This window comes from Dellaglioa sp. CoH-57-MRSF-22 (assembly GCF_056781895.1).
The window spans coordinates 156275-170244 of the sequence record NZ_JBXAXT010000001.1 but is presented as its reverse complement, the minus strand read 5'-3'; the positions used below and the strand labels follow the sequence as shown (position 1 = coordinate 170244).

General features: G+C 34.4%; 12 protein-coding genes. 11 read left to right on the top strand and 1 reads right to left on the bottom strand.

The features are described 5' to 3' along the window. Positions 1-43: 43 nt before the first annotated feature. The 5 genes from AC1RPR_RS00775 (at position 44) to AC1RPR_RS00755 (ending at position 7895) form a co-directional block, all read left to right on the top strand. Positions 44-724: a TetR/AcrR family transcriptional regulator gene (locus AC1RPR_RS00775; RefSeq protein WP_481760973.1), complete on the top strand. Its 681-nt coding sequence runs from the start codon at positions 44-46 to the stop codon at positions 722-724. A 6-nt stretch (positions 725-730) separates the two neighbouring features. After that, on the top strand, positions 731-2470 hold the full coding sequence (locus AC1RPR_RS00770) for an ABC transporter ATP-binding protein (RefSeq protein WP_481760972.1): 1740 nt from the start codon (positions 731-733) through the stop codon (positions 2468-2470). Beyond that, complete coding sequence (locus tag AC1RPR_RS00765; protein WP_481760971.1) at positions 2470-4353, top strand: ABC transporter ATP-binding protein; 1884 nt, start codon at positions 2470-2472, stop codon at positions 4351-4353. Before AC1RPR_RS00770 ends, AC1RPR_RS00765 begins: the two co-directional genes overlap by 1 nt. A gap of 182 nt (positions 4354-4535) precedes the next feature. Then, positions 4536-6329: a translation elongation factor 4 gene (gene lepA, locus AC1RPR_RS00760; protein ID WP_481760970.1), complete on the top strand. Its 1794-nt coding sequence runs from the start codon at positions 4536-4538 to the stop codon at positions 6327-6329. A gap of 21 nt (positions 6330-6350) precedes the next feature. Continuing rightward, positions 6351-7895, top strand: coding sequence for an ABC-F family ATP-binding cassette domain-containing protein (locus tag AC1RPR_RS00755; protein WP_481760969.1), 1545 nt, complete (start codon positions 6351-6353; stop codon positions 7893-7895). Between the two features lie 281 nt (positions 7896-8176). On the opposite strand, the gene AC1RPR_RS00750 is transcribed toward AC1RPR_RS00755, so the two are convergent. Then, the gene (locus AC1RPR_RS00750) at positions 8177-9019 is read right to left on the bottom strand and encodes an alpha/beta hydrolase (protein WP_481760968.1); all 843 of its coding nucleotides are present in this window, start codon (positions 9017-9019) and stop codon (positions 8177-8179) included. A 126-nt stretch (positions 9020-9145) separates the two neighbouring features. Between AC1RPR_RS00750 and AC1RPR_RS00745 the strand changes: the two genes are divergently transcribed. The 6 genes from AC1RPR_RS00745 (at position 9146) to AC1RPR_RS00720 (ending at position 13923) form a co-directional block, all read left to right on the top strand. Then, positions 9146-9586 (top strand): GNAT family N-acetyltransferase, encoded by a 441-nt coding sequence (locus tag AC1RPR_RS00745; protein WP_481760967.1) that lies wholly within the window; start codon positions 9146-9148, stop codon positions 9584-9586. After that, entirely contained in the window at positions 9587-9796 is a 210-nt protein-coding gene (locus AC1RPR_RS00740; protein WP_481760966.1) for a hypothetical protein, read from the top strand. Positions 9797-9814: 18 nt separating this feature from the next. Then, positions 9815-10243, top strand: coding sequence for a MerR family transcriptional regulator (locus tag AC1RPR_RS00735; RefSeq protein WP_409021721.1), 429 nt, complete (start codon positions 9815-9817; stop codon positions 10241-10243). A 985-nt stretch (positions 10244-11228) separates the two neighbouring features. Then, entirely contained in the window at positions 11229-11876 is a 648-nt protein-coding gene (locus tag AC1RPR_RS00730; RefSeq protein WP_481761142.1) for a metal-dependent transcriptional regulator, read from the top strand. 205 nt (positions 11877-12081) lie between these two features. After that, entirely contained in the window at positions 12082-13458 is a 1377-nt protein-coding gene (locus AC1RPR_RS00725) for an Nramp family divalent metal transporter (RefSeq protein ID WP_481760965.1), read from the top strand. Positions 13459-13476: 18 nt separating this feature from the next. Then, positions 13477-13923 carry a universal stress protein gene (locus tag AC1RPR_RS00720; protein WP_481760964.1) on the top strand — a complete coding sequence of 149 codons (447 nt, stop codon included), beginning with the start codon at positions 13477-13479 and terminating at the stop codon, positions 13921-13923. The last annotated feature ends 47 nt before the right edge of the window (positions 13924-13970 follow it).

Sequence of the window (13970 nt, the reverse complement as noted above, 5' to 3'; positions counted from 1 at the left end):
TTGTCACATGACAGCTTGTCATTTTTTGTATAAAGGAGAAAATATGCCTAAAAAAACGTATTTTAATTTAGATGAAGATAAGCAACAACGGATATTGGATGCTGCTAAAGAAGAGTTCTCAAGAGTACCCCTGTTTGAAGCATCAATTAGTAATATCATAAAAATTGCAGATATTCCGCGAGGGAGTTTTTACCAATATTTCGAAAATAAAGAAGATTTATACTTTTATTATTTTGATACTATTCGACAGAATCAAACTAAAAGATTTGGTGAATTATTAAAACGAAATCAAGGTGATGTCGTGACGACTATGAAGACCTTTTTTTCAGAAACGATTGCGAATACAGTGTCCGGAGAAGATGCTGCATTTTTTAAAAACGCCTTTGTCCGAATGGACTTTAAAATGAGTAGTCGGATGCAGCCACATCATCCTCACCACCCGCATCATAGTGGGAAACAGCCACATTTTGGTGGACCATTTCATCAAAATTTAAAAGCAGATTTTGATATTATGAGTGAAATTGATCGGTCTTTACTAACCATTTCCTCAGATGAAGAAATTAGTTTACTTATGTTTTCTTTAATGAGTCCATTTATGAAAACTATTAATGATTATTTTTCAAAACAAAGAGAAGGTATTGAAATACCTGTTGAAGAGTTACAAAAAGAATATGAAACAATGGCTAACTGGGTAGCTATTGGTGTTTCAAAAAGGAAGGAATAAAAATAAATGATAAAAGTAATGAAAAATCGCGTTAGCGTTTGGGCAATGTTTGGTGCATTTATATTTATGATTGTCCAAGTTATCTGCGATTTATATTTACCAACATTAACATCAGACATGATTAATAAAGGTGTCTCACAAGGCGATGTTGCGTATATCTGGCAGGTGGGTTATGTCATGTTAGGCGTAGCAGCTATTGGTATTGTTGCGGCAGTTGGTAATGTCTTTATCGCTTCACGCTTAGCGCAAAAATTAGGACTTAGATTAAGAAGTCATATTTACAAAAAAGTACTTAATTTTTCAAGTCATGAATTTGATCAAATTGGAAATTCAAGTTTAATTACAAGAACATCAACTGATGTTCTACAAATTCAAAACGTTACCGTTATGATGTTAAGAATGATGATCCAAGCGCCTATTATGTTGATTGGTGCTAGTATTTTAGCTTATAACAAACAAAAAGAATTAACCGTGATTTTTTTAGTAGCTGTTCCAATTTTAATTATATTAATTGCTTCAGTTATGTATTTTGCAGTGCCGCTGTTCAAAACGTTACAAAAAAGAATTGATCATATTAATCTTGTCTTTCGTGAAGGTTTAACAGGTGTTCGTGTTATTCGCGCATTTAACCAAGATAAATATGAACAAAATCGTTTTGATCGTGTGAATAAAGAATATACAGATAATGCCCGTAAAGTATTTTCAATTACGGCGCTAATGTTCCCCATGATGACTTTAGTTCTTAGTGCAACCAATATCGCAATTATCTGGTATGGTGGTCATTTAATTGGAGATATGTCGATGCAAGTGGGTAATCTAGTTGCGTTTATGACGTATGCAATGCAAATTTTATCAAGTTTTATGATGTTATCGATGGTATTTGTCATGTTACCTCGTGCGCAAGCTGCTGCAGCACGTATCAACGAAGTTTTAGATACGAAGAATTCGATAAAAGACCAACCTGATGCAATTACAGTTGATCGTAGTAAAGTAGGAGCAAGTCAATTGTCATTTGATAAAGTTAATTTCCGGTATACGGGTGCTGAAAAAGAAGCCCTAACAGATATTAACTTTGAAGCAAAGGCGGGTCAAACGATTGCGATTATTGGTGGTACTGGATCTGGTAAGTCAACGTTAATTAATTTAATTCCACGATTGTTTGATGTTGAGTCGGGCGATATTAAAATTGATGGTAAATCAATTTATGAGTTAACCCAAGTAAGCTTACACGACCAAATTTCTCTTGTTCAACAAAAGACAGTTCTTTTTAGAGGAACAATCCGAAGTAATCTACAGTTTGGAAATGAAACGGCAACAGATGATGAGTTGTGGCATGCGCTAGAAATAGCACAAGCTAAATCGTTTGTTGAAGAATCAGCGGATGGCTTAGACGGCATAGTTGAACAAGGTGGAGATAACTTCTCTGGTGGCCAAAAGCAACGACTTGCAATTGCAAGAGCATTAGTTAAAAAAGCTTCTGTTTACTTGTTTGATGATTCATTCTCAGCGCTTGATTTTAAAACAGATGCTAAATTACGTGGCTCACTTAAAACGGATGAAAGCATCAAAGATAGTGTTGTCGTAATTGTGGCACAACGGATTTCTAGTGTGACAAGTGCCGATTTAATCTTAGTTATCGATGGTGGAAAAATCGTTGGTAAAGGGACTCATGAAGAATTGAAAGCCACGAATGAAACCTATCAAGAAATTATGCAGTCACAAATCAGAGAGGGGGATGCAGAGTAATGGCAGATAATAAGTCAAAACAAGCAACGCAACCTATGCGGGGCGGTCGAGGTGGACATGGCAATATTGGACGACCAGTTGAAAAGCCTAAGAACTTTTGGAAAACAATTGGGCGTTTAGCGAAATACATGTCACCATGGTTAATTTCAATAGGGATAGTATTAGTGCTAGCCATTATATCTGTAATTTTCCAGGCGGTTTCTCCTAAAATTTTAGGACGCGCAACAACCGAGATTTTCTCTGGGGTAACTAAAGGATTCACTCAAATGAAACAGGGGCAGAAAGTAACCTCGTTGCCAATTAATTTTGATGCAATTAAGAATATCTTACTTACAGTTGGTATTATGTATATTGCGTCTGCACTTTTCAGTTTTGTGCAGCAATTAATCATGACTAATATTTCTCAAAAAACGGTGTACGCACTTCGTAAAGATATTAAGGCTAAAATGGAACGCGTGCCTGTTTCTTACTACGATACACATCCAAATGGTGATATTATGTCTCGTGCTGTAAATGATGTGGATAACATTTCTGGAACGTTACAACAAAGTTTTACACAGTTAGTAACAAGTGTTGTGACCTTTGTCAGTGTTCTCTATATGATGTTTTCAATTAGTTGGCAATTAACGTTAATTGCTTTGATTATTGTTCCTTTGAGTTTGGTTGTTGTCTCATTAATTGCGCCTCGTTCGCAAAAGTTCTTTGCTGGACAACAAAAGAGTTTAGGACTTTTGAACAATCAAGTGGAAGAAACGTATGCGGGTCATACGGTTGTTAAGACTTTTAATAAAGAAGAAAAAAATATTGATATTTTTGAAAAACAGAATAATGATTATTATAAAAGTTCATGGAAAGCACAATTTATTTCTGGATTAATTATGCCAGCAATGAACTTTATTAAAAATATTGGCTATGTCTTTGTGGCAATTGTTGGTGGAATTAAGGTTTCACAAGGAACAATTACTTTAGGTAACGTCCAAGCCTTTTTACAATATGTGAACCAATTCTCACAACCAATCACTCAAATTGCCAACTTATCTAATACGATTCAAGCAACTGTAGCTTCTGCAGAACGAATTTTTGAAATCTTAGATGAAGAAGAATTGAAAGATGAAAGTAACGATGACTTACCAATTGCTGATAATGGTAATAAAATTTCCTTTGATCATGTTCAATTTGGTTACTCAGATAAGAAGCTTTTGATGACAGATTATAATTTGGATGTTAACGAAGGACAAAAGGTAGCAATTGTTGGACCTACAGGTGCTGGAAAGACAACGATTATTAACTTAATTGAACGCTTTTATGATGTCTCAGCGGGATCAATCCGACTAAATGGTGTCGATACTAAGAATTTGAAACGAGAAGATTTACGTAAGTCAATCTCGATGGTGCTTCAAGATACTTGGTTATTTACAGGTACTATTATGGAAAATATTCAATATGGTCGTGAAAATGCAACGGATGAAGAGGTTTATGCTGCAGCAAAAGCCGCTCATGTTGATACATTTGTTCGTCAATTACCAGATGGTTATCAAACTGTTCTGAATGAAGACGCTTCAAATATTTCACAAGGACAACGTCAATTGTTAACGATTGCTCGTGCATTTTTGGCTGACCCAGAAATTTTAATTTTAGATGAAGCAACGAGTTCAGTTGATACACGAACTGAAGTTTTGATTCAAAAAGCGATGGATACCTTATTAGATAGCCGAACAAGTTTCGTTGTGGCGCATCGTCTATCAACGATTCGTGATGCGGATAATATTATTGTAATGGATAATGGCTCAATTATTGAAACTGGAAATCATGATGCTTTGATTGCTAAAAACGGGTTTTATGCTGATTTATATAATAGCCAATTTGCAAACGGTACTATTTAAATTAAAAATAATGAGCTGAATTTGACCTTAGTTAAATTTGTGTTCATTATTTTTTCGTTTTTAAAATACTTGGGCATTCTTACCGGCTTTTAATCTTCTTCTTACGACGTTGATAATTTAGCGTATAATAAAAAAGACTCTAAAACAGTAGATGATTATTTAGAAAATGAGGTTTAATCATAATGAAACAATCACAAATTAGAAATTTTTCAATTATTGCCCATATTGATCATGGTAAATCAACTTTAGCTGATCGAATTATGGAAGAAACACAAACTGTCAGTGAACGTGAGATGTCTAGTCAATTGTTAGATTCAATGGCTGTTGAACAAGAACACGGGATTACAGTTAAATCACGAACGGTTCGTAGTTACTATACAGCTACTAATGGTGAAACTTACGAATATAATTTTATTGATACACCGGGACACGTTGATTTTTCATATGAAGTTTCGAAAAGTTTAGCTGCTAGTGATGGGGCTATTTTATTGGTGGACGCCACTCAAGGTGTGCAAGCACAGACGGTTGCAAATTACCGTTTAGCTAAAGAAAACAACTTAAAAATTATTCCAGTAATCAATAAGATTGATCATCCTAATGCTGATGTTGAAGAAACTAAAATTCAATTGATGGAATTAGCTGACGTTGATGAAGACGAAATGTTATTAATATCAGCTAAAACTGGGATTGGTGTTGATTTGGTTCTAGAGGCTATTAAAGACCGTATTCCAAAACCAATCGGTGATATTGAAGCACCACTTAAAGCATTAGTTTTTGATTCACATTTTGATGCATTTAAAGGAATTGTGGCTTATATTCGTGTCTTTGATGGTGAATTTAAAGCTAATAATTTACTTCGATTTATGCAACAAACGACTGATTTCCAAGTAGTAGAAGCAGGTATTTTTAAACCTGACATGGTGGCTGTTGATAGTCTACATGCCGGGGATGTTGGCTATGTTATTACAGGGCTAAAAGATCCTCAACTAGTTAAAATTGGGGATACGTTAACTTCTCAAAGTAACCCGACACCAGAAGCACTTCCTGGATATAAAGAATCAGAATCAATGGTTTTTGCTGGATTTTATCCTAAAGATAATAACTATAAAGAATTAAAATCAGCTATTCAAAAATTAGCTTTAAATGACTCATCTTTCCATTATAAAGAAGAAAAGTCAGATGCTTTAGGACTAGGATTTAGATGTGGATTCTTAGGGATGTTACATTTAAGTATTATTCGTGAACGTCTCGAAAAAGAATACCAATTAGGGGTGTTAACAACGACGCCTAATGTTACGTACCACGTTATTTTGAAAAATGGTAAAGAAGTTGTTGTTGATAATCCTGTCCAATTCCCTAATTTTTCTGAAATTGATCATGTTGAAGAACCATTTTTAGATGTTCATATGACCGTGCCAGATGAACAAGTGGGCGATATCATGAAATTAGCTGAAAAACGTAAAGGTATTTTCCAAGATATGTCATACAATTCTGGTCAAACTGAATTGAATTATGCGTTACCAACGTCTGAAATTGCCTATGATTTCTTCAATCAATTAAAATCATTATCACATGGCTATGCAACAATGGAAACGCAATTTAAAGGATATCAAACAGCAGACGTTGTTAAAATGGACGTTTTAGTTAACTATGCAACAGTCGATGCACTAGGGTTTGTTGTGCATAGACAAGATGCTGTGGAAATTGGTCAGAAATTAGTTGAGCAATTGAAATATTCAATTCCACGTAAATTATTCCCAATGCCAGTACAAGCAGTTATCGAAAATAAAGCTATTTCGCGTGCAAATGTACCGCCTCTTCGTAAGAGCGCAACAACAAGTAGTGATAAAAAGAATGCTGCCAAACAAGATATGCTACGCCGTCAAAGCGCTAATAAACGATTGGGCTCTAAGGCTGAAATGGAATTACCACAAGAAGTATTTAATGCAATATTGGAAGTTAACAATGATAACTAGTCTTTAGAAAGAAGGATTACAATGGGAGTTTTAGAAGTTCGCCAACTTTCCCATCAATTTGCGGATAAGCAATTATATGAGGATGCTCATTTTGAATTAAACACTGAGGATCATATGGGTATCATTGGTCAAAATGGTGCTGGTAAAAGTACATTAATCAAAATTATTACTGGACAAGAATTACCTGATGAAGGCGAAATCAAATGGAAAAAAAGTGCGACAATTGGCTATTTAGATCAATATGCTGAAGTTGCGGAAGGCATTACGGTTATTGAGTTTTTGAAGACAGCATTTCAACGTTTATATGATATTAGTGAAAAACAAACGCAGGCCTATACGGATTATGCTGAAAATATGGACGAGAAGTTGTTGGAAAAAGCGGGTAGATATCAAGAAGAACTTGAGGCAAAAAATTTTTATGATATCGATACAGAAATTGACCGTGTTCGAACTGGTTTAGGATTAGATGCAATTGAAAAAGACCATCAAGTTAGTGAATTAAGTGGTGGTCAGAGATCTAAGATTATCTTAGCTAAATTATTATTGGAAAATCCTGAAGTTATTTTATTAGATGAACCAACTAATTATTTAGATACGGAACATATTGATTGGTTAACTGAGTATTTAAATCAATTTGAAGGCTGTTTCATGGTTATTTCTCATGATTTTGAATTTTTACAAAATGTCACGAATACAATTATTGATGTTGCATTCGGTAAAATCACAAAATATCGTGGGAATTTTAAATCAGCTATTAAGCAAAAAGAAGCTAAAAAAGAAGCGCAACTAAAAGCTTTCCAGAAACAACGCCTTCAAATTGAAAAAGATGAGGCTTATATTCGAAAGAATAAAGCTGGAACGCGTGCCACAATGGCTAAGTCTAGACAAAAAAGATTAGATAAAATTGAGCGTGTGACACCGCCAAGTGATACTGTAAAAGGTAAATTTGATTTTCCTTATCTAGATACTGGATCCGCATCAACGCTTGCCGTTAAAAATTTATCAGTTGGTTATAAAACGCCATTACTATCACCAGTAACTTTTTCATTATCACATCAAGAAAAAGTTGTCTTAAAGGGATTTAACGGAATTGGTAAATCAACAATGATTAAGTCAATTTTGAAGTTAATTCCAACGTTTGGTGGAACTGCTGAATTTTCTGATTCTGTTGTTGTTAATTATTTTGATCAAGATTTAATTTGGGATAATAAAGAAATGACACCTCTTCAAATTATTCAAGATGAATACCCTGAATTGGAACCTAAAACGATTCGTCGCCGATTGGCTAAATCAGGGATTAATGCTGCGAATACAATGAAACCTATTAATATTTTGAGTGGTGGGGAACAAATGAAAGTTAAGTTGAGTTTAGTTGAATTGAAACCAAGTAACTTTTTAATTTTGGATGAACCAACTAATCACTTGGATGATGATACAAAAGACGCGCTACAAAAGGCAGTCCGACGTTTTCCTGGAAATGTTTTATTGGTCAGTCATGAAGCACCATTTTATGAATCTTGGATTGATAAAGTGTTTGATGTTGAAGCAATAAGAATTCAAAAATAGTGATAATAGCCTTGGAAAGTAATTTTCTAAGGCTATTTATCTGCACAAAAAAAGCACCAACCGAAGTTGATGCTTTCCTGTTATGGTACTTACCGAAGTAAATAGATTGTATGAATTCCACAAAACAGTGACAATCAGACATACCTACAATGCGGTAGGTAAAAAATGCCCCATTTTCGAACTAATCACTAGCCGCCGCAGCGGAACAACCGAAGTTGTCTGATTTTACTCGACTCATCGCATAACTTAATCATAGCACAAAATTAATATTTCGTATAGTTCTATTTACCCCAAAGGAATTGGATAACAGCTTTATCAACCTGTAAATTTCTATGAAGTTTACTATGTTGTGCATCTTCACCAGTAATTTTAAGCTCGTCATACGATTTTACTTGGCCTTTTAATAGATAGTTCATTGAACGGGCAGAAGCAATGCTGACAGATGTATCAGAATTTGAGCCATCATTCACATCGCCATAAATAACAAAGACTTTTGCGGTTGATGGGAAATTTTTTCGTTTGCTATAGTAACTTTGGTAGTTTGCTGTTTTAATAGCAGGTTCGTCATTTTTCAAGAAGTAATTTTTATTGGCTTTTTCGTCCATTCCGAGGACCCCATTAATTGGACCAGCAATTGGAACAAATTTATTTAGGATAGGAGAAGATTTTTTTCTGACAGATTCAGCCCAGTACATTGCAGATGAGCCACCCATTGAATGTGTAACAAGATTGATTTTTTTAATATCGTATGATGCTTTTAAATAATCAGTTATCTTACCAATCCATCTGCCCTCTTCAGGAATTTGAGCATCACTACGCGCAAATATAACTTGAACAATTGGATTTTTTTCAGTATATTTCCATCTACCCGTATAAGTGACATCACCAGTTGAAGAGACGGTTGCTGTTAGAACTTTTTTTGCCTTACCAGATTTTTCTGCTGAGGCAATCATGTCGTTAGTTGAGTTAGCTGTACCGCCGTATCCATGAATGTATAAGGTTGGTGTTTGTGAAATACTTTTCTCTGTTTCTACCGATTTAGGTATACTGTTATGCAATAGTAAAAAGCCAATACCTAATCCTAAAATCAATAAGATGGTTATTAATATACCGTATTTTTTCATTAGTGGTTTCCTTTGCATAGTAAGTTATTTGCTTTCATTATAAGCTACCGGGTCTTGACGTTCAAATTTAAAGCAAGTTATGGTAAGCTATATGCGAAGATAACTAAGAAAGCTGAGGATGAGCAAATGTTCATAGTGAAATCAACTAGAGATATAAGTAGTCAAATATATAAGGATGCATTATCAATTAGAAAAACGGTTTTTGTTGGAGAACAGAATGTGCCAATGGAATTGGAAATTGAAAACGAATCAGAAGCTATTCATTTTGTGGGTTATAAAGATGAAGAACCTGTTGTGACAGCACGTGTACTTAGCGAAGACTCTGAAACGTGGCATGTCCAGCGAGTTGCAACATTGAAAGCGGCTCGTGGACAACATTTAGCAACAGATATCCTAACGTTTATTGAAGGATTTTCAACAGTCTACGGAATTAAATACTTAACCTTAGGTGCACAAGATCAAGCCCAAAATTTTTATTTGAAACTAGGATATGAGGTTGAAGGTGAAGGCTTTATGGACGCAGGAATTCCACATCACACAATGATAAAAACAATCGAAGGAGCCTAGATGGCAAAAGAAACTTTATTTTCAAAATTACTAACGGATGAACGATATACATTTGCGAGTGAACTTGGTAGTAAATATCATAAAGACGCTAGTCAAATTTTATTTACTTACTTGAAGTTAATGGCTGAGGGGACACAAAACCAGTCAAAATCATTACAGAAAAGTCTGCCAGAAATCGATAAAAAATTTCAAAAGTATTTAGAAAACTAGAGATAGAAGGTACTTACAGTGAATAATAATCCATTAGCCAATCTTATGAAGCAAGATAAGTTAATTGTCGGTATTAGTGAAATCAGTAAAATGACAGGTGTTTCAACACGACAGTTAAGATATTGGGAACAAAAAGGCTATATTGAAAGTATTTCAGATGAGAAGGCAAAGTCGCGAGAATATCGTTTAGATATGGTCATAAAAGTCAGTCTTATAAAAGAAGAGTTAGATGAAGGATACACATTGGTTGCGGCGATTGAACACGTTAACGGAAAAATGGATATTTTTAGACAATTTAAACACTTTTTGATTGATCGTGTTTCAGATGTTGGTAAACAAGGAAATAAAACAGTTTTTGATATGGGCTATTTTGATGACTCCAAAAAGCAGCGTTTATTTGCGGTAATAGATGAAAAAGGGACACGTTTTGAACTCAGAGATGTTTAATAAAAAGAATTATAAAATAAAATCATAAAAAGGTTGCAACCGTTTACATTTGTGTTATACTTAATTTGTAGCAAGGAAGGCTATCGAAATCCCTGAACAAAATAAAACTGAAGTCACTTTTTTAAACTCACTTAATGGTTTTTAAAAACGAAGTTAGTTGGACAATGTTTAGTACTGAAGATAGTTGAAAAATGTAACACAAGTTAATGACGTTGAGAGATGTCAAGCAAGGCGTATTAAAACGGTGCCGGTCTTGAGCATTAAAAAGCAAATCAAGACACATCAAGTTAGATGATGTTTACTCCGATGAATTTAGAATTTTGGTAGTGTGAACGTCGTGAGACGTCGAACAAGGTTTTAAAACGGTGCTAGTCTTGAGCGCTTAAAAGCAAATCAGGACACATCAATTAAGATGATGGTTTAAGTTTCCAATGTACGGCAAGTTAATGACGTTGAGAGATGTCAAGTAAGGCGTATTAAAACGGTGCCGGTCTTGAGCATTAAAAAGCAAATCAAGATATCGAATTTTGATGATTTAAGTTGTAGTAGAACGAATAATTGGATTTAGAGGTATTTGGTCTTGGAGAAACGTTTGAAATCGAATGGATAACAAATCGCTCAAAGGGCGTCGTTCGATAATATATGATTCAAAACATATAAAAGCGACTTCACAGAACTAAATAAGTATAAAGATATAGAGGCGAAATATATTAATAATCAAGTAAAATCGACTCTCGGTAACACGGGTTTCGGCTTTCCTTCTACAAAAAGATAGGATTCAAGACATTTCTTAAAACAAATGCTTGAATCCTATTTTAATGCAGTGAATTATGATTTTTAGCTTACATTTAGGTATTTTAAAATGAAAGGTTAGGTATTCCTAAAAAATAAGTTACAATTCAATCGTTATTCTGATATAATAAATCTATTATTAAGAAAATGGAAGTGAATTGATTAACTAATGACAAAAAATGAAAGATCGAATATGACACCTATGAAGGAAGATTATTTAAAAATTATTTTTGAATTAGGCGGTACGCAAAAGAAAATATCGAATAAACAGATTGCGCTTAGTCTGAACATTGCGGCCGGATCAGTTACAGAAATGGTCAATAAACTAGTTAAAGAAGAGTTAGTAGAACATACGCCATACGCAGGGATTTCGTTAACGAAACCTGGGATATTATTGGCAGAAGATTTAGTTCGTAAGCATCGTTTATGGGAATGCTTCTTAGTTTATAAATTAAATTATAAACTACAAGATGTTGACGGTGAATCAGAGTTACTTGAACATGTGACAAGTGAGTACTTGCTTGATCATTTGAGTGAATTCTTGGGTCATCCAACACACTGTCCTCATGGCGGTGTGATACCTGACAAAGAAGGTAACTATGAGGAAGATAGCCATCTCGTTTTAGAAGCAGTAGAAGATAACACTAAAGTTGTGATTGAACGATTCATTGATAATCATGATTTGTTAACTTATTTAGATGATTTAGAATTACACATTGGTGATAAATTAACAGTTGTTTCTCATGCGCCTTTTGAAGGTCCAGTTGAAATCAAATTAGAAAATACTGGTGAGGTTAGAAATATTAGTTATAAAGCCGCTCATTATATTTTTGTGAAGTAGGTATTATGATAACAAAAGAAATTTTTATTAAATAGCTAAAGACTGTTGATATCAAATAGATATCAGCAGTCTTTTTTTGGAAATATAGCAATATTTAATAACTGGTAAAATGATTTAAGGTTAGCCTAAACTTTTTGTTTACAATGTATAAAGTTTGAGTATAATAAGGAATTGAGAAGAAAAGAATTTAAAGGAGTGGTAAAAAATGTCGAAAGAAGTACAAGAACCAAAAATGACTACCACAACAAATAGTGCTAGTTTGGAAGAAGTAAATGGATCAGTAGAAGTTCCAAAAAGTGCCGGATTTTTACGAACTTTATGGGCTTTTAGTGGACCAGGTGCATTAGTCGCTGTTGGTTACATGGATCCAGGTAACTGGATTACATCAATTGTCGGTGGTGCACAATACCGTTACTTACTATTATCAGTCGTTATTTTCTCCGGACTTATCGCTATGTTAATGCAATATATGGCTGCTAAGTTAGGTGTCGTAACAAGAATGGATTTAGCACAAGCAATTCGTGATCATACTAATAAACCGGTTGGATTTTTATTATGGATCATGACAGAATTAGCAATTATGGCAACAGATATAGCCGAAGTAATTGGTGGAGCGATTGCTTTACAATTACTTTTTGGAATTCCATTAACAGTCGGCGTTATGATAACTATATTAGATGTTTTCTTACTATTATTATTAACAAAATTAGGATTTAGAACAATTGAAGCGATTGTTGCAACATTGATTGCATCAATTTTAATTATTTTCCTTTACTTAGTTGCCTTATCAAAACCAAGTTTAGCAGGTATCATGGGTGGTATTTTACCAAGAGCATCAATCGTTATGAACCATGATCAATTAACATTAGCTTTAGGTATTATTGGTGCAACAGTAATGCCTCATAACTTGTACCTTCACTCTTCAATTGCACAAACACGTCAGTACGATTCAACTGATGAAGAAGAAGTTGCAAAAGTTGTGCGCTTTACAACTTGGGATTCAAATATCCAATTATTTGGCGCAACAATTGTTAACAGTTTACTTTTACTTTTGGGGGCTGCTTTATTCTTTGGACATGCAGATCAATTACAAGCATTCGGTGATTTATACCGTGCATTAAGTGATAATACAATTGCCAAAGGGATTGCATCACCTGTACTTTCAACTTTATTTGCCGTAGCTTTACTGGCTTCTGGGCAAAATGCAACGATTACCGGAACCTTGACTGGTCAAATTATAATGGAAGGTTTCATACATTTAAAAATGCCATTATGGGCCCGTCGATTGGTTACACGTATCATAGCAGTTATCCCCGTTATGATTGCCGCAATCATTTGGGGTGGGACAGAAGGCGTATTAGATAATTTACTTGTTTATTCACAAGTGTTCTTATCAGTAGCCTTACCATTTACGATGATTCCATTAATCTGGTTTACATCTTCTAAAAAATATATGGGTGAACGATTCGTTAATCCACTTTGGGTATCAATTATTGGTTGGGCAGCCGCAATCGGGTTAACTATTTTAAATGTTCAATTAGTCTTCAATTTAGTCATTCAATTTTTCCAAGAAGTTTTATAAAATAAGGAGGAAATTCATATGAAAAAAAGTTTTGAGTTACCAAAGCATAAGAACATTCTTGTCGGCGTCGATAATTCGGCAGATGCCCAATTAGCATTCTTAGAAGCGGTTAGTCATGCTTTAGATGATGATTCTCTGCTGCATATTGTAACTGTTCTGGAGTCGGATGATTTGAATGTTTTTCAGGTATTAACAAAAGATACATTAGCTGAAAAACGTTTGAAGGTTGAAAAACAACTTCAAGAGTATAAACAAAGCGCATTAGATGCTGGTGTTAAGGAAGTACACATTGTTCTTGCTGAGGGTGAACCTGGTGAAACGATTGTCAAAGATGTTATTCCTGACGTTAAACCTGATTTAGTCGTTGTTGGATCAGCTATAACTAAAGGGATTGGTAAGTACTTAGGTAGCCAAGCATCATACGTGGCTAAGTATTCTCCCGTTTCAGTTATGGTTGTTCGTTAATAGAAAAAAGTTATACAAAATGGTTGAATCTTATAAAGATTTAACCA